Source organism: Arthrobacter sp. Hor0625 (assembly GCF_052567525.1).
On sequence record NZ_CP199586.1, the window covers coordinates 1,846,785 to 1,866,866 of the forward strand.

Sequence of the window (20,082 nt, forward strand, 5' to 3'; positions counted from 1 at the left end):
CCGGCGGAATGCCGTCGACGTGGTCCCGCCTTGATGGCACTATATGGAACAGGCGGCGTCCTGCTTGGTCGGCAGCAGGCCAAGCGGGCGCCGGGGCGTCTGGAAAGGGGCGGTGATGGATTGGCTCGCGCGGCCGCTTTACGCCAGCCGTCCGGGGCCGGGCGATTTGGTGGCCGGCTCGTTCGTTATGGATGGCCGGACCAAGATCATGGAGTGGTCCGATGAGATGTATGCGATCCACGGCTACCGGCGGGGCGAGGTCGTGCCGAGGCTGAGCCTCACCCTTGCCCATAAGCACCCGGATGACCTGGCCCGCATCCTGAAAGTCAACGAGGAGCTTCTCTCCCGCGGAGGTCACGTCGCCATTTATCATCGGGTGATTGATGCCCAATCCCATGAGAATAAGGTCCTGACTGCGGGCGAGGCGTTCCTTGACGGTGCAGGGGATTTGCGCGCAGTGGCCGGGGTGATGCTGGACCTAACATCGACCGTGCACGAGGAGACCGCCGCGGCCGCCCGGGATGCGATCCGCGGCGCGATGGGCACCCGCTGTCTTATTGCCAAGGCCCAGGGGATCCTGATGGGGAGGGTGGCTGTCACGTCGTCCGAGGCATTCGGGATCCTTCGTGAGTACAGCAACAACTCCAACATCAAGCTCGCCGACGTTGCCTCGACACTGGTAACGCTCGCGGAACGCCCGCGGGACCTGGCCTCTCTGGACTGCTTCCTCCGCAGCCTTTGCGGTGGCACTCAGAAAGTCGTGCCCTCCCCGACCCGGCCCTGACGTGCCCCACTCTGGGGGCCGCTCCGGGGGTGGGCTACTCCGGGGCCGCCGGCCGGGTACCGAGCAGCACGTTCAGGCCCCAGCCGGCGGCGGTGATCAGGACGACGGCGCCCGCCATCGACAGCAGCTGGGGCGGCGTGGTCAGGATCCCCAGGCTCACGATGAGCGTCGTCGCCCCGGCCGGGGGATGGGGCCGGTGCAGCCACGTGAGCACTAAGGTCGTCAGTGCCACGGACAGTGCTCCGGCAGCCACATACTGCCAGGACAACCCGCCGACCGGGGCCGGTGGACTGCCCTGGAGGCCCAGGGCGTAGAGGCAGAGAACGCCCATAACCAGTCCGGTGAGATGGCCCACCAACGTGTTCGCGGGCCGTGATGAGGGCTGCTCCGGAGACTCGAAGAAGAGCATCACCGTCGGGCCAAGGCTGGGAAAAAGCCACGGCAGGTGCAGGCCGATCCCCACCGCCCCGGCGAGGGCCAGGACGACCAAGGAGAGCACGGCCGCATACGACGCCGGGCCAAGGCGCGTCCGGCGCGACTTAAGCCGCTGCAGCAGGGGAGGTGTCATGGGCACGGCATCGACCTTCCGCTTCGGGACACCTAGCGTGCCGCGACCAGGGCCTGCGGGGCCGCCTGCTTCATGCGGGTCTGCAGCCAGCGCAGCTGCACGGAGGTCTCCCCGTCGCACCGGGACACAACCTCCAGCAGCTCACGGTCCCGGAGCGCCGATCCGGCCTGCTTGACCATGGTCCAGGTGACATCCACCAGGCTGGCCAGCAGGTACAGGTCCTGCAGGTCCCGCAACAGCCCCACCGGGCCCTGCCTCGTGCTGGACAGCCCCTCGGCGTGGAGGCGCTCCGGCTCGGCATCCGAAGGGTCCTCGCCGTAGCGCTGGACGATCGGGTGTAAAAGGCGGCTGTGCTCCTCGCACTGCTGAGCAAGGGTGTGGCACAGGAAGTGCACGTCGGGCTCGTCGCCGTGGCCGGCCGCGACCTGGCGGAAGGATTCGGCCAGCGTCTTCTCGGCCTGGTGCAGCATGCCCAGGTAAATGTTCAGGTTCATGGCCGTGCCTCCTGGTTGCGGCCTGCGCTGACGCTGCCTGCGCTGGCGCCGCCGGGGCGGCCGCTGCCCGGGCCGGGCCTGACGGCCTCCGGAAAGCGGGGCGGCGGGGCGGCATCGACGTCCTCGGTGGCGTCGGCTTCACCGCCTCCGGTCGTCGGCCGCGGCCGCCGGGTGCCCTGGCCTTCGGCCGTAGCGGACGGGGCCGACGCCGTCGTCGTCGGTGCCGGCGCGGGCCCCTCCGCATCACCGATTTTCTCCACCCGGACGGCCGCGTTCTTAAAGACTGGCTGCTTCGAGACCGGGTCCCATTCGGTGAGCGTGAGTTCGTTGGCGGCCGTCAGATGTTCGCCCGGCGTGCCGTGCGAATCCCAGTAGCCGTAGTGGAAGGGCGCGAACACGGTCCCGGCGCGGATGTCGCTGATCCGGGCGGGGACTTCGATCCTGCCGCGCCGCGACTCCACCCGGACCAGGTCGCCCTCCTCGATGCCCAGCCGCCCGGCGTCGTCCGCGCCCAGTTCCACCCAGGCGCGCGGTGCGGCCTGGGTGAGCTGCCGTGAGCGGCCCGTCTTGGTCCGGGTGTGGAAGTGGTAGGCAGTGCGGCCGGTGGTGTACCGCAGCGGGTACTCGCCGTCGGGTTCCTCGTGCGGCGGATGATAGTCCGCCGTCTTCAGGACGGCGCGGCCTGCCGGGACCGTTGCCCGGAAGGCCTCGGGGCCCACCGTCGCTCCGGTCAACAGGTCGTGGCCGTAGCTCTCGCAGTAGTCCGGGTCGGTCGGAAAGACGCCGTCGGTGTACAGCCTGTCGCGTCCGTCGGGGTTCTCCTCGTTGCACGGCCACGGGATGCCGCTGCCGCCCCGGAGCCGCTCGTAGCTGATGCCGGTGTAGTCGCAGGGCCGTCCGCGGGTGCACTCACGCCACGCGTTGAAGGCATCCTCGGGGCCCTCCCAGGCCAGCAGGGGCTCGCCCTGTCGGGTGGTGAAACCCATCCTGCGTGAGTAGTCGAGGAAGATGTCCAGGTCGCTGCGCGCCTCCCCGGGCGGTTCCACGGCCTTGTCCGAGAGGTGGACGGTCCGGTTGACGTTGGTGAAGGTGCCGGTCTTCTCGCCCCAGCCGGCCGCGGGCAGGACGACGTCGGCGGCCTGCGCGGTCTCGGTCAGGTACAGGTCCTGCACGACTACAAACAGCTCGGGCTTGGCCAGGATCTCGCGGATCCTCGGCAGCTGCGGCATCGACACGGCGGGGTTGGTGGCGGAGATCCAGAGGAATTCGATGGAGCCCTGCTCGGCGTACCGAAAGATCTGCATCGCGTGTGTCGGCGGGGCCCAGTGCGGAATGGTCAGCGGGTCGATGTCCCAGAGGTCGGCGAGTTCCTGGACGTGGTCGGGGTTTTCCCAGTTCCGGAAGCCGGGGAGGTCGCCGTCCGCCCCGCACTCGCGGTTGTTTTGCGCGGTCGGCTGGCCGTTCATCTGCAGGATTCCGCACCCGGGCCGTCCGAGCAGGCCGCGGAGCAGGTGCAGGTTGTTGACTTGGCAGGAGGAAGCGGTGGCCTGCGCGGACTGGTAGAAGCCCTGGAGCACGGTGGATAGGACCCGGCCGGAGGTTCCGAAGATGCGGGCGGCTTCCCGGATGTCCGCGGCGCTGACATCGCAGATTGCCGCGGCGGCCTCCGCGTTCCAGGGCTGCACAGTGGCCTTGAGCTCTTCGAAGCCCACCGTGTGCGCCTGGACGTAGTCCTCGTCCACCCAGCCGTGGGCCAGGATCTCGTGGACGAGGGCGTTCATCAGCGCCAGGTTGGTGCCTGGACGGACGGCGAGGTGCACGTCGGCGTGGCGGGCCACTTCGGTGTCGCGCGGGTCGACGCAGACCACCTTGGGCCGGTCCGGGCCGGCGATGCGGTCCAGCACCCGCGACCACAGCACGGTCTGGGTCTCGGCCATGTTGTGGCCGTAGAGGAAGATCGCGTCACAGCTGTCGATGTCCGTGTAGGACCCCGGCTGGCCGTCGGCGCCGAAGGTCTCCTTGAGTGCCGCGGCCGCCGTCGCGGTGCACAGGCGCGTATTGCCGTCCATGTGCGGGGTTCCGATGCCGGCCTTTCCGATCACCGCCAGGGCGTAGTACTCCTCCAGGAAGAGCTGTCCGCTGGTGTAGAAGCCGTGGCTGAGTGGCCCTCGGTCCTTCAGCAGCTGCCGGCTCCGCTCGGCGATCCGGTTCATCGCCGTGTCCCAGTCGCATTCGACCAGGCGGCCGTTTTCCCGGACCATCGGACGCTGCAGCCGGTCCTTGTGGGAAACGCCCTGCCAGCTGGCGAACAGTCCCTTCGGACCCAGCCGGCCGTGGTTCACCAGGTCCCCGGCCCGGCCCCGGATGCCGACCATCGCGCCGTCCTTGACCGCGATGTCGCACGCGCAGCCGTTGCTGCAGAGGACGCAGGCCGACTGCACCCAGCGGTCGACGTCGTCCGCGGCAACACCCTCGGCCAGGGCCTGGTCGACCCGAACCGGCCACAGCCCGTCCTGCGGGTAGGGGGTTCTGCTGCCCCAGATTTCGGCTATTCGATCGACCATGGTTGCCTCCTCTTTCCCTCCGCGGTCTGGGCCGCGGAAAACAAACAGTTGCCCGGGTCAAGCTTTATCAGCATCCGAACGGTGCGTACAGAGGTCGCCGGGGTTGCGTGCGAGGATGCCCGCCGGAGCGCCCCGCATCACTTCCGGGTCGTGGCCTGCAGTAGTTCTTCGATCGCCGCGACGTCCAGTACCTGCTGGCGGTACTCGCGGCAGAGGACTTCTTGAACAGCCGTGGCGGCTTCGGCGTTCTCGGACGCTGTCGCCTCGTCGGCGTAAACGACACGGAAATTGTGTGCAAATGCATCCGCCGCGGTTTGGGCGATGCAGTTGTGCGTCGAAACGCCCGCGAGCACGAGAGTGTCGACATCCCAGTTCCGCAATCGCCAGATCAGGTCCGTCCCGAGAAAAGCGCTGTCCCGGGGACCAGCTGCGGCAGGGACTCCGTCGCCAGGCCGGCGACGGACTCCGCCTGCTGTGTTCCGCGGAAGATGAAGCCCTGGTCGTCATCCAGCATGTTCAGGGTCCAGGTGGACTTATCCTTCTCGTGTTCGGTCTTTACCAGCAAGACATTCGCCGAGGAGTCGCTGGCCGCCGCGATCAGGCGGTTGCAGGCGGCGGTAACCGCCTCTCTCTGGTCTTCAAGCGCAGGGTCCTCGAAGAACGCGTTCTGCATGTCAATGATCAGAACGGCGATCATCCGGGCCCTTCCCGCTGGAGTCCTGGTCCGCGCGGCGGAGGTTCCTCGATGACGGGCCGCCCCTGACGCGCCGCCAGGTCAGGGCTGCCGCTGCGAGGGCCAGGATCACGACGGCGGCGATGTAGTACGGCGCGTAGTCAATGCGGGTTTCCTTCGCCGCGGGAGTTTCGCCCGTTCCGGGGTCCACCGGACCGGGGGTGGAAGGCGAACTCGTCGGGTCGGGCGCCGTGGTGCTGGCACTCAGGTACGTCGGGGAAGGGCCGGCCGCCGTGGCGGCCGCGGCCCCGGCCGGCAGGACAAGGGCTGCGCAGAGGGCCAGCGCTGTGAGCACGGAACTTAGAGGGCGTCGCATCGATTTCTCCTTGGCAGGCAACTGGAGGCTACTGGCTCGGGACGCCAGGGGAGGGCGTCGTCGGGTCTTTTAAAAAATCGTCAGCGTGCTTACTATATCTTCGAAGAGATGTCCCGGCCAGAGCGAGCGGCGCGGGCCGGTCACGAGGAAGCCATGCGCAGGGTGTCCCAGCGAGGGGGAGGGGGTAAGCATGAACGGTCGGGTTGTGCCGGCGGAGAAGAAGGAAGCGCCTTCACGGTGGGCGGGCATCCTGCTCGGCCTCGGCTTGGGCGGTTTCGTCGACGGAATTCTCCTGCACCAAATCCTGCAGTGGCACCACATGGTCAGCCACGTTGATACTTACCCGGTCGGGACGGTTGAAGGCCTTGAGGTCAATACGCTGGCCGACGGCTTCTTCCATGCCGGAACCTGGGTGCTGGTTGTGGCCGGTTCGACGGCGGCGGTCGCGTCATGGCGCCGGGGCCGCAAGGCGCCCAGTTGGGGCTTCCATTTCGGCCTGATCCTGGCGGGGTGGGGGATCTTCAACGTCGTTGAAGGCCTGGTCGATCATCAGCTGCTGCAGATCCACCACGTGCGCGACGACCTGGGCGGTCCGTGGATCTGGGACATCGGATTCCTCGCCTTCGGGCTCCTACAGATCGTGTGCGGCCTGGCTCTTCATCGGCGGGGCGGTCCAGCACGAGGCGGCGGGCGGCCGGGAGCCTGAGACGGCCGGAGCCCCGGCATAAGGGAAGCCTGGTGCTGTCCACCGCCGGCCCTGCTTACACAGGATTGTTGGTATCTCCCCGGGAATCCGGGTCCTGGTCCTTGCCGTAGTCGGCCGCCGATGCCAGTCCGCCCACCTGTCGTCCGGCATTGGTCTGCCCCGGGGTGAAGCTGCCCTGCCGGGCTGCGCCGGGTTCCGGGTCAGCGGCGGAGGAGACGTCGTCGCGCAGGTGCTCGTCGGCAGGAACGTCGCTTGGCTGTGGTGCTTCCTGATCGCTCATGCCCCCAGACAACCACCCTGGCCGCAGCGCCGCAACGGTTTCGGCTCCGCTGTCCCAACGGCCCGCCGGAACCAGCCGAGGCGTTGCCGTTCCTCGCCCGCGGCCTCCGAAGCGGCGCCGTAAAGGGGCGGGCACGGGCCCGGATGCGCGGGAATCGGCAAAATATGGTGAACTAGGCGGGTATGGGCGCATCTGCCCGAGCCATCATTTTCTGTAGGAGCACCGTGCCAAGCAAGGCCCCCACCGGCAAGAAACTCGTGATCGTCGAGTCTCCGGCCAAGAGCAAGACCATCGCCAAGTACCTGGGCGAGGGCTTCATCGTTGAGGCCTCCATCGGTCACATCCGCGACCTTCCGCAGCCCTCGGAGCTCCCTGCGGAACTGAAGAAAACGCCGCTCGGCAAGTTCGCCGTCGACGTCGAGCACGACTTCAAGCCCTACTACGTCGTGTCCCCGGACAAGAAGAAAAAGGTCGCCGAACTCAAGGCCCAGCTCAAGGGCGCCGACGCGCTCTACCTCGCAACCGATGGGGACCGCGAGGGCGAAGCCATCGCGTGGCACCTGTTGGAGGTCCTCAAGCCCAAGGTTCCGGTGTACCGGATGACCTTCGGCGAAATCACCAAGGAAGCCATCCACCGCGCCATGGACAACCTGCGCGACGTGGACCAGGACCTGGTGGACGCCCAGGAAACCCGGCGCGTGCTGGACCGGCTCTACGGCTACGAGATCTCCCCGGTGCTCTGGCGCAAGGTGGCGCGCGGCCTCTCCGCCGGCCGGGTGCAGTCCGTCGTGACCCGCATGGTGGTGGACCGCGAACGCGAACGCATGGCGTTCAAGGCCGCCTCGTACTGGGACCTGACCGGACAGTTCGGCGCCGAATCCGGTTCCTTCAAGGCGAAGTTGGCGTCCGTCGACGGCTCCAAGGTCGCCAGCGGCCGGGACTTCAACGACGACGGCGAGCTCACCTCGCGCGGCGTGGTGCACCTGGATGAAGAACTCGCCAGCGCCCTTGCCGCCGGCCTGCAGGAGGCGGAGTTCCGCGTCCGCTCCGTCGACACCAAGCCGTACACCCGCCGTCCCGCGGCGCCGTTCACCACCTCCACGCTGCAGCAGGAGGCCGGACGTAAACTGCGCTTCTCCTCCAAGAGCACCATGCAGGTGGCCCAGCGGCTCTACGAAAACGGCTACATCACCTATATGCGTACGGACTCGAACGCGCTGAGCAACGAGGCCATCACGGCCGCGCGGCGCCAGGCCTCCGAGCTCTACGGGCCCGAGTACGTCCCGGCGTCGCCGCGCGTCTACAGCGGCAAGGCAGCCAACGCGCAGGAGGCCCACGAAGCCATCCGCCCCGCCGGCGACTCCTTCCGCACCCCGGCGCAGGTCGCCAAGCAGCTCTCCGGTGACGAGTTCCGCCTCTACGAGCTGATCTGGAAGCGCACCGTCGCCTCCCAGATGGCCGATGCCAAGGGCTCCACCGCCACCATCCGCCTCGGCGCGGTCACCGTCGGCGGCGCCGCCGACGGCCGGGACGCCGAGTTCTCCGCGTCCGGCACCGTCATCACCTTCCCCGGCTTCCTCGCAGCCTACGAAGAGGGCAAGGACGAGAGCCGCGGCGACGAGGAGTCCGAAGAAGCACGCCGGCTGCCCAACGTGGCCAAGGACGACGCGCTGACCGCCTCCGAGATCGTCGCCGTCGGGCACGAAACCTCCCCGCCGCCGCGCTACACCGAAGCGTCCCTGACCGCGGAGCTGGAAAAGCGCGGCATCGGCCGTCCGTCCACCTACGCCTCCACGATCTCCACCATCCAGGACCGCGGCTACGTCCGGAAGCAGGGTTCCGCGCTGGTGCCGAGCTGGATCGCCTTCTCCGTGATCCGGCTGCTTGAGCAGCACTTCCACGACTACGTGGACTACGACTTCACCGCCGACATGGAAGCCGACCTGGACAAGATCGCCAACGGCCAGGAAGCCGGGCCCGCCTGGCTGAAGCACTTCTACTTCGGTGCCGACTCCGAGCCCGGCCTGCTGAGCATCGTCAACAACCTCGGCGAGATCGACGCCCGCGAAATCAACTCCATCCCGATCACCGACGGCATCACCCTGCGGGTGGGCAAGTTCGGCCCCTACCTGGAAAGCTCGGTCCCCACGGTGGATCCGAAGACCGGCGAAGTGGTCGAGTCGGCGCGCGCGAATGTGCCCGAGGACCTCGCCCCGGACGAGCTCACCGCCGCGAAGGCCCAGGAGCTGATGGAGACCGCCGCCCCGGAGGAACGCGTGCTCGGCACCGATCCGCACACCGGGCATACGGTGGTCGCGAAGAACGGCCGCTACGGCGCCTACGTCACCGAGGTCATTCCGGAAATGACCGAGGAGCAGCTGGCCAGCCTGCCGGTGGAGTACTACAAGAACGGCAAGCCCAAGCCGCCGAAGAAGCCGGTCAAGGCCAAGCCGCGCACCGGATCGCTGTTCGCCTCGATGAGCGTGGACACCATCACCCTGGACGAGGCGCTGCAGCTGATGAGCCTGCCCCGGGTGCTGGGCCAGGATGCCGAGGGCAACCCGATCACGGTGCAGAACGGCCGCTTTGGCCCGTACCTGAAGAAGGGCACGGATTCGCGCTCGATCGGCTCGGAGGAGGAAATCTTCACGATCACGCTCGAACAGGCGCTGGAGATCTACTCCCAGCCCAAGCAGCGTGGCGCCCGCGCCGCCGTGCCGCCGCTGGCGGAGTTCGGCCCGGACCCGGTCTCGGAGAAAAACATCGTGGTCAAGGAAGGCCGGTTCGGCCCCTACATCACCGACGGGATCACCAACATCACCGTCCCGCGCAGCACCGCGATCGAGGAGCTGACCCGGGAACAGGCGGTGGAACTCCTCGCCGAGAAGCGCGCCAAGGGGCCGGTCAAGCGCAAGGCTCCGGCCCGCAAGGCACCGGCCCGCAAGGCCGCCGCCAAGAAGTAGGCGACCGGGCCGGGCAGCGGTGAGGAATTGCGGAGCGGGGCGCAACGTGATCGAGTGGGACCATGACTGAACAGCCAGCACCCATGGATCTCCAGCCGCTCAACGACCTCGAAGAGAAGCTCGCCAAGGGGGAGCAGCCGGACGCGAACCCGGTGGACGTCATCCTGTCCTTTCTCAACAACGAGGTCTACATCGTCAGCTCCGAGACCATCGACGGGCCCGACTCCCAGGTCGAACCGCTCGTTCTGGCCAACGCCGCCGGCAAGCCGGTGCTGGCCGTCTTCTCCCACCCGAGCCGGGTCACGGAGCAGTACCTCGACGCCGCCCCGAACGTCCTGGGCACCCAGGGCGCGGCCATCATCAGCAACCTCGGCGATGAGCTTGGCATGGTGATCAACCCGGGCACGGTCTACGGGTTCGAAATCGACCCCGAGGGCGTGGCGAACATCCGCCGCGACTTCAAGCCCTCCGACGAGGAACCCGCCGCGGGCCCGGACGGCCAGCAGGCCTGAGCCGGCGGACACGGCCGGGGTGCCCGGTTAGGGCACGGCGGGCCGGAGGAGAATAATGGCACCATGCGGCTAGGCGTCCTCGATATCGGGTCCAACACTGTCCACCTGCTTCTGGTGGACGCCCACCCCGGCGCGCGCCCGGTGCCGTTCGCCTCGCACAAGCGGCCGCTGTCGCTCGTGCAGTTCCTCGACGCCGACGGGAACATCAACGACGCCGGCCAGCACGAGCTGATCGAGTTCGTGCTGGAGGCGTGGGAATTCGCCGCCCGGCACAAGGCCGAGGACCTGCTGGCGTTTTGCACCTCCGCGATCCGCGAGGCCACCAACGGGCCTGCCGTCCTGGCCCGTGTCGAGCACGAGACTACCGTGACGCTGCGGGAACTGACCGGCAGCGAAGAGGCCTCGATGACGTTCTTCGCCGTGCGTCGCTGGTACGGCTGGGGCGCCGGACCGATCCTGGACCTGGATATCGGCGGCGGATCCTTTGAGATGGCCTATGGCGGGGATGAACTGCCCGAACTCGCCATGTCCGTCCCGCTGGGGGCCAGCCGCCTCACCCGGGACTGGCTGCAGGACGATCCGCCGTCGGCCAAGAGCGTAAAGGAGCTGCGCCGCTACATCCGCGCCACGCTCAAGCCCGCGGTCCGCAACTTCGACAAGCTGGGCCGGGCGAACCTTGTGGCCGGCACTTCCAAGACCTTCCGCTCGCTGGCCCGCATCGCCGGCGCTGCGCCGAGCGGCGCGGGCCCGTACGTCAGGCGCGAGCTCTTCGCGGCGGACCTGGGCCTCTGGGCGCAGCGGATCTCCGCCATGGAAGTGGAGGACAGGCTGCACCTGCCCGGCGTTTCCGAAGCGCGGGCCCCGCAGCTGCTCGCCGGCGCGCTGGTAGCGGAGGCGGCGCTGGAACTCTTCGAATTCCCGAGCCTGGAGATCTGCCCGTGGGCTCTGCGGGAGGGCCTGATCCTGCGGCGGCTCGACCAGCTGGTCTTCGAAGGTCCCCTGCAGCCGGCCCCGCACGTCAGCCTAGCGGGCGGCACTGCGGCTGAGCTCCAGTCAGCCGAACTCCAGGGAACGACGGCGTCCGACGCCGGCTGACGGGGCCGCCGGGGCCCGGCGCGGGTCCAGGCGGCCCGCCGAGAACCGGGCGGTCCGGTGTGGGCTGCGGCTTAAAGCGAAGCACCGGCGGTCCGGAGCGGGAAAATGGGGGAAACCCGCTGCGTACCACCGGTGCCGGGCAGACATCCGCATGACTGCCTATCATCACTCGCACCCTCAATGAGGTAGTACCTACGCTAATCCCGGACTTTGGGAGGAAGCTGCGCTGAGGATGTGAGCTGGCTGTGAATCGGGGCTCCCTGCAATGATGGGCACATGAGCAACCGAATCGCATTCCTGGGCTGTGGGTCAATGAACGAGGCAATCATGGGCGGCATGATCGCCGGCGGGACAGATCCCGCGGACATCGTGGCCACGGTCCGGAGGGCGGAGCGGGCGGCAGAGCTCGCCGAACGGCATCACGGCATCACCGCCATCGCCGGGGAAGAAGAGCCCGAGAACAACACCCAGGCCGCCACCGGCGCCGCCGTCGTGGTCCTGGGCGTGAAGCCGGTCGGCATCGCGGACCTGGCCCGGGAAATCAGCGGCGCCCTGGCCCCGGACACGATCGTCGTCAGCGTCGCCGCGGCGGTGTCGCTGGAGCAGCTGGAGGCTGCGCTGCCGGAGGGGCAGCCGGTGATCCGCTCCATGCCGAACACGCCGGCCAAACTGGGCCGTGGCGTCGTCTCTGTCTCCGCCGGCAAGCACTGCACCGCTGGGCAGTTGCAGCAGGCCAAGGATATTTTTGCCGCCGTGGGCACCGTCGTCGAAATTCCCGAAGAACAGGTGGACGCTCTGTCCGCGATCAGCGGATCCGGCCCGGCCTACGCCTTCTATCTAGCCGAGGCGATGGCCGCCGCGGGCGTTGACCTGGGGCTCGACGCAGACCTCTCGCTGCTGCTGGCGCGGGAGACGGTTGCCGGCGCCGGGCTGATGCTCGCCGAGCCCGGGGCCGATCCCGCCTCCCTCCGCAAGGCCGTGACCAGCCCGAACGGCACCACGGAACGGGCCATCGCAACGTTCGACGAGCGCGGCCTTCCTGCGATCATCGCCGCCGGCGCCCGCGCGGCGGCCGAACGGGCGGCGGAGATCACCAAACAGCTTGGCTAGCGGCCCCGGCCGGATGGCAGGATAGGACCCATGGAACTGCATATCACCGGGGATCCCGCGGCGGACAAACTACTCAGCGACGACGCCTTCGCCCTCCTGACAGGCATGCTGCTTGACCAGCAGGTGACCATGGAGTCTGCCTTCGCCGGCCCGGAAAAAATCCGGACCCGGCTCGGCTCGATGGATCCCGGGACCATCGCCGCCGCCGATCCGCAGGCCTTCGAGGAGATGTTCAAGGAACGCCCGGCCGTGCACCGGTTCCCCGGCTCGATGGCAGCCCGTGTCCAGGCCCTCGCGGCCACGGTGCACACTGAGTGGAACGGCGACGCCTCGGCGATCTGGACGCAGGGGGATCCCGACGGGCCGGAGGTGCTGCGCCGGCTCAAGGCGCTGCCGGGCTTCGGCGAGCAGAAGGCCAAGATCTTCCTGGCCCTGCTGGGTAAGCAATGCGGGCTCGAGGCGCCCGGCTGGCGTGAGGCCGCCGGGCACTACGGGCAGGCGGAGGCGTTCCTGTCCGTCGCAGACATCGTGGATCCTGAGTCACTTGCGAAGGTCCGGGCCAGCAAGCAGGCCGCCAAGGCGGCCGCGAAGGCGGCGAAGGCCGGCGGAGCCTGAGCGGTTCGGACCGCAGGTCCCTGACTTAGGGTACGGACTTAGGACACGGCCTTAGGGCCGGGCGGCGAACCGCTCCAGGAGGTCCACGTGGCCGGAAACGATGAGCATGTCCCGTGCGGAGACCTTGGTTTCCGGCCGAGCGTAGGTGAAGTCCTCGCCCGGGGACTTCACGCCCACGATCGTGACGCCGTACTTGGACCGCACCTTCGACTCGTCCAGGGTGAAGCCCACGGTTTCGCGCGGCGGGTACATTTTCACGATCGCGAAGTCGTCGTCGAACTCGATGAAGTCCAGCATCCGGCCTGAGACCAGGTGGGCCGCGCGCACGCCCGCGTCCGCCTCGGGGTAGATGACGTGGTTCGCGCCGATCCGGGTCAGGATCTTTCCGTGCGATGGGGTGATGGCCTTGACCCAGAGGTGCTCGATGCCCAGATCCACCAGGTTGACCGTGATCAGCACGGAGGACTCGATCGAGGTGCCCACGCCCACGACGGCGGAGCTGAACTCCTGGGCGCCGAGCTGGCGCAGCGCATCGATGTTCGTCGCGTCCGCCTCGACCACGTGGGTGAGCACGCTGGCCCACTTCTGGACCAGGTTCCGGTCGCGCTCGATCGCCAGCACCTCGCGGCCCTGTTTGACGAGTTGTTCGGCGGTGGACGAGCCGAAGCGGCCCAGCCCGATCACCAGGACGGGCGCGTTGTGGGCGGGGCGGTTGACGGCGCCTGAGGAACTAGCCAATGATCGGTCTCTCTTCCGGGTAGTGATACAGCTGGCTGCGCTGGCGCAGGGCCAGGCCAGCGGCGAGGGTGACGGTGCCGACGCGGCCGGCGAACATCAGGGCGGTCAGGACGTAGACCCCGGCAGGTGGCAGTTCGGCACTGAGGTTAGTGCTCAGGCCCACCGTGGCGAAGGCCGAAATCGTTTCGAACAGTACCCGGTCCAGCGAGGCGCCGCTGATCTGCAGGAGCAGCAGGGCCGAGACCGCCACCAGTGTGGCGCCGGCGACGATGACCGAGATGGCCACCCGCATGGTTCCCTCGGGGATAGTGCGTCCGTAGATTTTCACATCGGCGTCGCCGCGGGCCTCGGCGATGATCGCGAGGAACATTACCGCGATTGTGGTGACCTTGATGCCGCCCGCCGTCGAGGCAGACCCGCCGCCGGCGAACATCAGCGCATCGGTGAGCAGCATGGTGGTTGAGTCCATCTGGTTCTGGTCCACCAGGTTAAACCCGCCCGAGCGCGTCATCACCGAGGCAAAGAGGGAGTGCGTGATCTTGTCGGCCAGGTTCATGCCGCCGATCGTGCGCAGGTTTTCCCACTCCATCAGTCCCCAGAGCACGGTGCCGGCCACGAGCAGGATGAGCGAGACCTGGATGGTCAGCTTGGTGTGGAGGTTCCACTTTCGCCAGTTCAGCCCGTTCTGCTGCAGCACCATGACGACCGGGAAGCCGAGGCTGCCCAGGAAGACACCGATCATCAGCGGAACCAGGATCCACAGGTCCGTCTCGTACGGCACGATGCCGTCCGAGTGCGGCGTGAAACCGGCGTTGTTGAACGCGGAGATGGCATAGAAGACGCCGTGCCAGACCGACTGTCCGGGGCTCTCGCCCAGCGTCAGGAAGCGCGGAATCATGGACACCGCCAGAGCCGCTTCAATCACCACGGAAGTGGCGATGACGATCCGCAGCAGCGTGCCCACCTCGCCGAGGCGGCCGGCGTTGTTCATGGCCTCCTGGGCGATCAGCTTGCCGCGGACGCCGAGCTTCTTGCTGACCATCAGGGCCAGCAGCGAGGCAAGGGTCAGTGTGCCGAGGCCGCCGACGAAAATTCCGACCAGGATCACGAGCTGGCCGAAGAAGGACCAGTGCACCGCCGTCGAAACCACCGTCAGGCCGGTCACGCACACCGCGGACACCGCCGTGAAGAGGGCCTGGTGAAGCGGCGTCGCCTGCCCCGTGGCGGAGGACACCGGCAGGGACAGCAGCGTGGTGAAAACCAGCACGACGACGGCGAAGGCGGAGATCGCCAGTCGCGCCGGCGAGGTGTTGGCGATGTCATCGACGAAGTCGCGGAGCCGGGTGAAGACCCATAGCCCCTCACGTTCCGGTTGGCCGGGATGCCAGTGGGCCGCGCCCGGAGACCTCGACTGGCGTTGCGTCATGTGGGGTTTGTCCTCGGTCGAAACGGCTTCCTTCAGTAGTAAACCACTATATTCCGCGCAACGGCGGGGATCGGCGCCGTGCGCTCCGGTAGCCTGTCAGTGATGACCTTCCTGCCCGGACTCGCCCAGCCCGCCCTGCCAACGACGGTGGTGTGGGACTCCGCCATGACGGCCTACAACTTTGGCCACAGCCACCCCATGGCCCCGGAACGGATGGAACTGACCGTCCGGCTGGCCGGCAGCCTGGGTCTGCTGGAGCTGGAGCACGTGAATGTGGCGGCGCCCCGGGTGGCGACCGACGCCGAACTCGGCACCGTCCACAGCGCCGACTATGTCGCCGCCGTCCGCCGCGTCAGCGCGGACCCCGACACTCCGGACCTGAAGCGCGGCCTCGGCACAGAGGACGACCCGGCCTTCGCCGGGATGCATGAGGCCAGCGCCCGGCTGGCGGGCGGTTCGCTGTTGGCGGCCGAGTCCGTGCTGGACGGCAGCGCCGTCCGCGCGGTGAACTTCGGCGGCGGCATGCACCACGCTGCGCGCGAACGCGCCAGCGGCTTCTGCATCTACAACGACGCCGCCCTCGCGATCCAGCGGCTGCTCGACGGCGGGGTCCAGCGGGTGGCGTATGTCGACATCGACGCACACCACGGTGACGGGACGCAGGGGATCTTCTGGGACGACCCGCGGGTCCTGACGATCTCGCTGCACGAGACGGGGCTGACCCTGTTTCCGGGCACCGGCTTCGCCAATGAGATCGGCGGACCGAACGCGCTGGGCAGCGCCGTGAACGTGGCACTTCCGGCCGGGACCGGCGACGCCGGGTGGCTCCGGGCGTTCCACGCGGTGGTGCCGCAGCTCGTGGCGGCGTTCGAACCGGAGGTGATTGTCAGCCAGCACGGCTGCGACTCGCACCGGCTGGATCCCCTGACCCACCTCAACATCAGCGTCGACGGGCAACGCGAGGCCGCCACCGCGATCGGCAACCTGGCGGCACGCTTATGCGAAAACCGGTGGATTTCCACCGGCGGCGGAGGCTACAACGTGGTCACGGTGGTCCCGCGCGCGTGGAGCCATCTCATCGCCATTGCCGCCGGGCGGCCGGTCCCGCTGCGGACCCCGGTCCCGGAAGACTGGCGCACATACGTGCGGGACAAGTACGGCGCCAAGTTCGGGGTGGAGCCGCCGGCGGTGATGGGCGACGACGTCGACCTCTGGTGGCGCTCCTGGGAAGTGGGCTTCGATCCCAACGACGAGGTAGACCGCACCGTCATGGCCACCCGCAAGGAAGTTTTCCCGCTCCACGGCCTCGATCCGTGGTTCGACTAGCCGGCCCGCCATGCACCGGACCGGGCCGCGCGCCGGGGCCAGATAGTGGATGCCTTTCGGCGTATATGTCGCTAGTGTGGAGGGCATGGTGACAGACGACGTATTTGCCGTCATTGCTGAGGCTACCCGGCGCGACATTCTGGTGTCCCTGCGCCAGGGGGACAAAGCGGTGGGGGAGCTGGTCCAGGAACTCGAGGCCAGCCAGCCCACCATCTCCAAGCACCTGAAGGTCCTGCGCGAAGCGGACCTGGTCAGCATGCGGGCGCAGGGCCAGAAACGGTACTACGCCCTGAACCCGAAGCCGCTGGCCGGGGTCGCCAGCTGGCTGCAGACGTTCGACGTCGGCCGTCCCGCAGATGCGGCCCCGGCCCCCGCCGCCTCCGCCGTCCCCGCCGCCGCATCCGCTGCCTCCGCTCCGGAGACCCTCGCCGACGCCGTGACGGCCGCCGAACCGGCCGCCCCGCTGCTGCCGGAGGCCGCCGCGGGCAGCACACTCAGCCCGGCCGTCGCGATCCCGGTGGGCACCGCAGGGGAGGATAGGCGCCCGCAGCAGATCGGCCGCACGGTGGGCCGCGCCGCAACCCGCGCCGCCGACCTGCTGGCCAACCTGCCGAAATTCGGCCGCAAGAAGTAGTCCACCCCCTTTCCCGCCCGGGTCCCGCCGGCGGTGTCACATACTGGACCCGGCCGCCCCGGAATAGCGAACGGCACCGGCGCGGTGCAACCATGGAACTGCTTGAGTGAGCGCCCGACGGCGGGCGCCGGGTAAGGAGTTGCAATGGACGCACGGCTTGAAGTCATCCGGGACACGGTACTGGCGCGGAATCCCGGCGAAGGCGAGTTCCACCAAGCGGTGACCGAGGTCTTCGAAAGCCTTGGTCCCGTCCACGACCGCCACCCGGAGTTCCTCGAAGGCGCCGTCCTGGAGCGGCTCTGCGAACCCGAACGCCAGATCATTTTCCGCGTCCCCTGGGTGGACGACGCTGGCCGCGTCCAGATCAACCGCGGCTTCCGGGTGGAGTTCAACTCGGCGCTCGGACCCTTCAAGGGAGGCCTGCGGTTCCACCCCTCGGTCAACCTCGGCATCGTGAAGTTCCTGGGCTTCGAGCAGATCTTCAAGAATGCCTTGACCGGCATGCCGATCGGCGGCGGCAAGGGCGGCTCGGACTTTGATCCCCGCGGGCGCTCCGACGCCGAGATCATGCGCTTCTGCCAGTCCTTCATGACCGAGCTGTACCGCCACATCGGCGAGTACACGGACGTCCCGGCGGGGGATATCGGCGTCGGCGGACGCGAAATTGGCTTCCTCTTCGGCCAGTACAAGCGGATCACCAACCGCTACGAATCCGGCGTCCTCACCGGCAAGGGCATCTCCTGGGGCGGTTCCCTCGTCCGGCCGGAGGCCACCGGCTACGGCACCGTCATCTTCGCCGAGGAGATGCTCAAGGCCCGCGGCCAGTCGTTCGACGGCCAGCGCGTCGTCGTTTCCGGTTCCGGCAACGTCGCCATCAACGCGATCGCCAAGGCGCAGTTTCTCGGCGCCACCGTCGTCGCCTGCTCGGATTCCTCGGGCTACGTCGTGGACGAGGCCGGCATCGATGTGGCGCTGCTGCGCCAGATCAAGGAGGTCGAGCGCGGGCGGCTCAAGGAGTACGCGGAGCGACGTTCCGCGGTCGACTACGTGGAGGGCGGCTCGGTCTGGGACCTCGACGCCACCGTGGCCCTGCCGTGCGCGACGCAGAACGAACTCGACGGCGAGGCCGCGGCGCGGCTGGTCCGCAACGGGCTGATTGCGGTAGCGGAAGGCGCCAACATGCCCTCAACACGGGAGGCGGTCGCGGTCTTCCAGCAGGCCGGGACCCTCTTCGGCCCCGGCAAGGCCGCCAACGCCGGCGGTGTGGCCACCTCCGCGCTGGAAATGCAGCAGAACGCCAGCCGTGATTCCTGGTCCTTCGCGCACACCGAGGACCGGCTGACGGAGATCATGGTGGGGATCCACGACCGCTGCGCCGCTACCGCCGAGGAATACGGCGACCCGGGCAACTACGTGCTGGGCGCGAACATCGGCGGCTTCGTGAAGGTTGCCGACGCCATGCTCGCCCAGGGCCTCATCTAGGGCCCCAACCGAGAGGGCACCCCAACCGGGAGGGCACCCGCACCGAGAGGGCAGTTCGGGGCAATGTTCGGCAAGAACACTGCCGCGAAACTGCCCTTTCGCCGATCCGGAGGTTGTTACCGGGCCAGGAGCCGGACGTGGTCGGGGTTCAGCTCCGAGATCCGGCTGGCGCCCAGCAGCGCCATGGTCCGGCGCATGTCGGACTCCAGGATCTCCAGGGCACGGTCCACGCCCGCCCGCCCGCCGGCCATCAGGCCGTAGAGGTAGGCGCGGCCGATCAGGGTGAAGTCCGCGCCCAGGGCCAGCGCGGCGATGATGTCCGCGCCGCTCATGATGCCGGTGTCCAGGATGACCGCAGCGTCGCTGTTGTCCGCCTTCAGCGCCGCCGAAACCTCCGGGAGCAGGTGGAGCGGGATGGGCGCGCGGTCCAGCTGGCGGCCGCCGTGGTTGGAGAGCACGACGCCGTCGGCGCCGTGGTCCACGACCTTGCGGGCGTCGTCGACGGTCTGGATGCCCTTGACCACGAGCTTGCCCTTCCAGGTCGCGCGCAGCCAGTCCAGGTCATCGAACGTCAGCGTGGGGTCGAACATGGAGTTGATCAGCTCCGCCACCGTGCCGGTATAGCGCGAGAGCGAGGCGAAGGTCAGCGGCTCGTGGGTGAGGAAGTTGAACCACCACGCAGGCCGGTAGGAGGCATCCAGCACGGTCTTCAGGGTCAGGGCCGGGGGAATGGTCATGCCGTTGCGCACATCGCGGAGCCGGGCGCCCGCGACGGCGGTGTCCACCGTGACCATGAGGGTGTCATTGCCGGCCTTCGCTGCCCGCTCGATCAGCTCGAGGGAGCGGTCCCGGTCGGTCCACAGGTAGAGCTGGAACCAGTTCCGGCCCCCGGGCGCGGCGGCGGCGACGTCTTCGATGGACGCCGTGCCCATGGTGGAGAGCGTGTAGGGGATCCCCGCGGCGGCCGCTGCCTGGGAACCGGCGTATTCGCCCTCGGACTGCATCATGCGGGTAAACCCGGTGGGCGCGATGCCGACCGGCAGCCGGGAAGGCTTGCCCAGGACCTCGGTACCCAGGTCCACGCCGGAAACATTCCGCAGCACCCCGGGGCGGAACTCGATGTCCTGGAACGCCGTGCGGGCCCGGCGCAGGGTGATTTCCGCCTCGGCCGCGCCGTCCGTGTAGTCGAAGGGGGCCTTCGGCGTCCGGCGCTTGGCCATGTCCCGCAGGTCCCAGATGGTGCTGGCCCGGCGCAGCCGCGCCTCGCGGCCGAGTTCGGGCTTCTTGAACTGCATCAACGGTGCCAGGTCCGCAATCTTCGGAACCCGGCGCCGCAGCGCATCGGGGAGCCCGCCGGAGCGGTCCGCGGCGGCCGCCCCGGCGCCGCTGCCGCCGGGGCGCCCCTGCACGGCGGTGTCCCCTGGCGTCGTCGGGGCCTCGGGATTGCCGGGCTCGATGGTCTGCGTCATTGCTGCCTCCGGGGCTGGTCGTCAACTCATGTGGTCTAACCACACTGTAGGGCCGGGGCCGGGCCGCATCAAGCATCCCTTCCCCGGCGGGCCGGCTGTCCGGTCCGGCGCCCCGGGCCATGCGGGCCGGCAGCACGGCCGCCGTCGGAATGTTACGCCGGCACTTTGTCCTCCCGGCTCCGGGGTCTATCGTCAACATCATGACTAACCGTTGGTATGCGTATTTTTCGTTGGCTCTGGAGGGGCCCGCGTCTAACTGACACGCAT

At 68.5% G+C, this 20,082-nt stretch carries 20 protein-coding genes; 10 read left to right on the forward strand and 10 right to left on the reverse strand.

Features of this window, described 5'->3' with window-relative positions; genetic code table 11:
• The first annotated feature begins 115 nt into the window (after window positions 1-115).
• The gene (locus ACTWLI_RS08490; protein WP_445153484.1) at window positions 116-784 is read left to right on the forward strand and encodes a PAS and ANTAR domain-containing protein; all 669 of its coding nucleotides are present in this window, start codon (window positions 116-118) and stop codon (window positions 782-784) included.
• Window positions 785-818: 34 nt separating this feature from the next.
• On the opposite strand, the gene ACTWLI_RS08495 is transcribed toward ACTWLI_RS08490, so the two are convergent.
• The 6 genes from ACTWLI_RS08495 to ACTWLI_RS08520 form a co-directional block, all read right to left on the reverse strand.
• On the reverse strand, window positions 819-1,352 hold the full coding sequence (locus tag ACTWLI_RS08495) for an HPP family protein (RefSeq protein ID WP_445156147.1): 534 nt from the start codon (window positions 1,350-1,352) through the stop codon (window positions 819-821).
• Window positions 1,353-1,384: 32 nt separating this feature from the next.
• Window positions 1,385-1,846, reverse strand: coding sequence for a hypothetical protein (locus tag ACTWLI_RS08500; protein WP_445153485.1), 462 nt, complete (start codon window positions 1,844-1,846; stop codon window positions 1,385-1,387).
• Complete coding sequence (locus tag ACTWLI_RS08505; RefSeq protein ID WP_445153486.1) at window positions 1,843-4,410, reverse strand: molybdopterin oxidoreductase family protein; 2,568 nt, start codon at window positions 4,408-4,410, stop codon at window positions 1,843-1,845. Before ACTWLI_RS08505 ends, ACTWLI_RS08500 begins: the two co-directional genes overlap by 4 nt.
• A 137-nt stretch (window positions 4,411-4,547) precedes the next feature.
• Window positions 4,548-4,790: an isochorismatase family protein gene (locus ACTWLI_RS08510; RefSeq protein WP_445153487.1), complete on the reverse strand. Its 243-nt coding sequence runs from the start codon at window positions 4,788-4,790 to the stop codon at window positions 4,548-4,550.
• 8 nt (window positions 4,791-4,798) lie between these two features.
• Window positions 4,799-5,107: an isochorismatase family protein gene (locus ACTWLI_RS08515; protein ID WP_445153488.1), complete on the reverse strand. Its 309-nt coding sequence runs from the start codon at window positions 5,105-5,107 to the stop codon at window positions 4,799-4,801.
• Complete coding sequence (locus ACTWLI_RS08520; RefSeq protein ID WP_445153489.1) at window positions 5,085-5,459, reverse strand: LuxR family transcriptional regulator; 375 nt, start codon at window positions 5,457-5,459, stop codon at window positions 5,085-5,087. The genes ACTWLI_RS08515 and ACTWLI_RS08520 overlap by 23 nt, the downstream gene beginning before the upstream one ends.
• Window positions 5,460-5,649: 190 nt before the next feature.
• Between ACTWLI_RS08520 and ACTWLI_RS08525 the strand changes: the two genes are divergently transcribed.
• On the forward strand, window positions 5,650-6,165 hold the full coding sequence (locus ACTWLI_RS08525) for a DUF2243 domain-containing protein (RefSeq protein WP_445153490.1): 516 nt from the start codon (window positions 5,650-5,652) through the stop codon (window positions 6,163-6,165).
• A gap of 55 nt (window positions 6,166-6,220) precedes the next feature.
• On the opposite strand, the gene ACTWLI_RS08530 is transcribed toward ACTWLI_RS08525, so the two are convergent.
• On the reverse strand, window positions 6,221-6,445 hold the full coding sequence (locus ACTWLI_RS08530) for a hypothetical protein (protein WP_445153491.1): 225 nt from the start codon (window positions 6,443-6,445) through the stop codon (window positions 6,221-6,223).
• Window positions 6,446-6,669: 224 nt separating this feature from the next.
• On the opposite strand from ACTWLI_RS08530, the gene topA reads away from it, so the two are divergent.
• The 5 genes from topA (at window position 6,670) to ACTWLI_RS08555 (ending at window position 12,740) form a co-directional block, all read left to right on the forward strand.
• On the forward strand, window positions 6,670-9,408 hold the full coding sequence (topA, locus tag ACTWLI_RS08535) for a type I DNA topoisomerase (protein WP_445153492.1): 2,739 nt from the start codon (window positions 6,670-6,672) through the stop codon (window positions 9,406-9,408).
• 62 nt (window positions 9,409-9,470) lie between these two features.
• Entirely contained in the window at window positions 9,471-9,920 is a 450-nt protein-coding gene (locus ACTWLI_RS08540; RefSeq protein ID WP_445153493.1) for an SseB family protein, read from the forward strand.
• 63 nt (window positions 9,921-9,983) lie between these two features.
• A complete protein-coding gene (locus ACTWLI_RS08545) occupies window positions 9,984-11,015 on the forward strand; it encodes a Ppx/GppA phosphatase family protein (RefSeq protein WP_445153494.1) in 1,032 nt (343 codons plus the stop codon).
• Window positions 11,016-11,291: 276 nt separating this feature from the next.
• Window positions 11,292-12,125 carry a pyrroline-5-carboxylate reductase gene (gene proC, locus ACTWLI_RS08550; RefSeq protein WP_445153495.1) on the forward strand — a complete coding sequence of 278 codons (834 nt, stop codon included), beginning with the start codon at window positions 11,292-11,294 and terminating at the stop codon, window positions 12,123-12,125.
• Window positions 12,126-12,155: 30 nt separating this feature from the next.
• Window positions 12,156-12,740, forward strand: a complete 585-nt coding sequence (locus ACTWLI_RS08555; protein WP_445153496.1) for an HhH-GPD-type base excision DNA repair protein — start codon at window positions 12,156-12,158, stop codon at window positions 12,738-12,740.
• Between the two features lie 51 nt (window positions 12,741-12,791).
• Here the strand turns inward: ACTWLI_RS08555 and ACTWLI_RS08560 are convergent, their stop codons facing one another.
• Both ACTWLI_RS08560 and ACTWLI_RS08565 read right to left on the reverse strand, forming a co-directional pair.
• Window positions 12,792-13,478 (reverse strand): potassium channel family protein, encoded by a 687-nt coding sequence (locus ACTWLI_RS08560; RefSeq protein WP_056737616.1) that lies wholly within the window; start codon window positions 13,476-13,478, stop codon window positions 12,792-12,794.
• A complete protein-coding gene (locus tag ACTWLI_RS08565; protein ID WP_445153497.1) occupies window positions 13,471-14,904 on the reverse strand; it encodes a TrkH family potassium uptake protein in 1,434 nt (477 codons plus the stop codon). The genes ACTWLI_RS08560 and ACTWLI_RS08565 overlap by 8 nt, the downstream gene beginning before the upstream one ends.
• Window positions 14,905-15,006: 102 nt before the next feature.
• On the opposite strand from ACTWLI_RS08565, the gene ACTWLI_RS08570 reads away from it, so the two are divergent.
• From ACTWLI_RS08570 to gdhA, 3 genes are all read left to right on the forward strand, one after another.
• Window positions 15,007-16,230 carry an acetoin utilization protein AcuC gene (locus tag ACTWLI_RS08570; protein ID WP_445153498.1) on the forward strand — a complete coding sequence of 408 codons (1,224 nt, stop codon included), beginning with the start codon at window positions 15,007-15,009 and terminating at the stop codon, window positions 16,228-16,230.
• An 85-nt stretch (window positions 16,231-16,315) separates the two neighbouring features.
• Entirely contained in the window at window positions 16,316-16,864 is a 549-nt protein-coding gene (locus tag ACTWLI_RS08575) for an ArsR/SmtB family transcription factor (protein ID WP_445153499.1), read from the forward strand.
• Between the two features lie 144 nt (window positions 16,865-17,008).
• A complete protein-coding gene (gene gdhA / locus ACTWLI_RS08580; RefSeq protein ID WP_445153500.1) occupies window positions 17,009-18,346 on the forward strand; it encodes an NADP-specific glutamate dehydrogenase in 1,338 nt (445 codons plus the stop codon).
• Window positions 18,347-18,462: 116 nt separating this feature from the next.
• Here gdhA and ACTWLI_RS08585 read toward each other — a convergent pair whose 3' ends face one another.
• Window positions 18,463-19,815, reverse strand: coding sequence for an alpha-hydroxy acid oxidase (locus tag ACTWLI_RS08585; protein ID WP_445153501.1), 1,353 nt, complete (start codon window positions 19,813-19,815; stop codon window positions 18,463-18,465).
• Window positions 19,816-20,082: the final 267 nt, after the last annotated feature.

Coding starts and splice junctions, on each gene's coding strand:
- ACTWLI_RS08490 (WP_445153484.1), top strand. CDS start 116: ATGGATTGGCTCGCGCGGCCGCTTTACGCCAGCCGTCCGGGGCCGGGC.
- ACTWLI_RS08495 (WP_445156147.1), bottom strand. CDS start 1,352: ATGACACCTCCCCTGCTGCAGCGGCTTAAGTCGCGCCGGACGCGCCTT.
- ACTWLI_RS08500 (WP_445153485.1), bottom strand. CDS start 1,846: ATGAACCTGAACATTTACCTGGGCATGCTGCACCAGGCCGAGAAGACG.
- ACTWLI_RS08505 (WP_445153486.1), bottom strand. CDS start 4,410: ATGGTCGATCGAATAGCCGAAATCTGGGGCAGCAGAACCCCCTACCCG.
- ACTWLI_RS08515 (WP_445153488.1), bottom strand. CDS start 5,107: ATGATCGCCGTTCTGATCATTGACATGCAGAACGCGTTCTTCGAGGAC.
- ACTWLI_RS08520 (WP_445153489.1), bottom strand. CDS start 5,459: ATGCGACGCCCTCTAAGTTCCGTGCTCACAGCGCTGGCCCTCTGCGCA.
- ACTWLI_RS08525 (WP_445153490.1), top strand. CDS start 5,650: ATGAACGGTCGGGTTGTGCCGGCGGAGAAGAAGGAAGCGCCTTCACGG.
- ACTWLI_RS08530 (WP_445153491.1), bottom strand. CDS start 6,445: ATGAGCGATCAGGAAGCACCACAGCCAAGCGACGTTCCTGCCGACGAG.
- ACTWLI_RS08540 (WP_445153493.1), top strand. CDS start 9,471: ATGACTGAACAGCCAGCACCCATGGATCTCCAGCCGCTCAACGACCTC.
- ACTWLI_RS08545 (WP_445153494.1), top strand. CDS start 9,984: ATGCGGCTAGGCGTCCTCGATATCGGGTCCAACACTGTCCACCTGCTT.
- proC (WP_445153495.1), top strand. CDS start 11,292: ATGAGCAACCGAATCGCATTCCTGGGCTGTGGGTCAATGAACGAGGCA.
- ACTWLI_RS08555 (WP_445153496.1), top strand. CDS start 12,156: ATGGAACTGCATATCACCGGGGATCCCGCGGCGGACAAACTACTCAGC.
- ACTWLI_RS08565 (WP_445153497.1), bottom strand. CDS start 14,904: ATGACGCAACGCCAGTCGAGGTCTCCGGGCGCGGCCCACTGGCATCCC.
- ACTWLI_RS08570 (WP_445153498.1), top strand. CDS start 15,007: ATGACCTTCCTGCCCGGACTCGCCCAGCCCGCCCTGCCAACGACGGTG.
- ACTWLI_RS08575 (WP_445153499.1), top strand. CDS start 16,316: ATGGTGACAGACGACGTATTTGCCGTCATTGCTGAGGCTACCCGGCGC.
- gdhA (WP_445153500.1), top strand. CDS start 17,009: ATGGACGCACGGCTTGAAGTCATCCGGGACACGGTACTGGCGCGGAAT.
- ACTWLI_RS08585 (WP_445153501.1), bottom strand. CDS start 19,815: ATGACGCAGACCATCGAGCCCGGCAATCCCGAGGCCCCGACGACGCCA.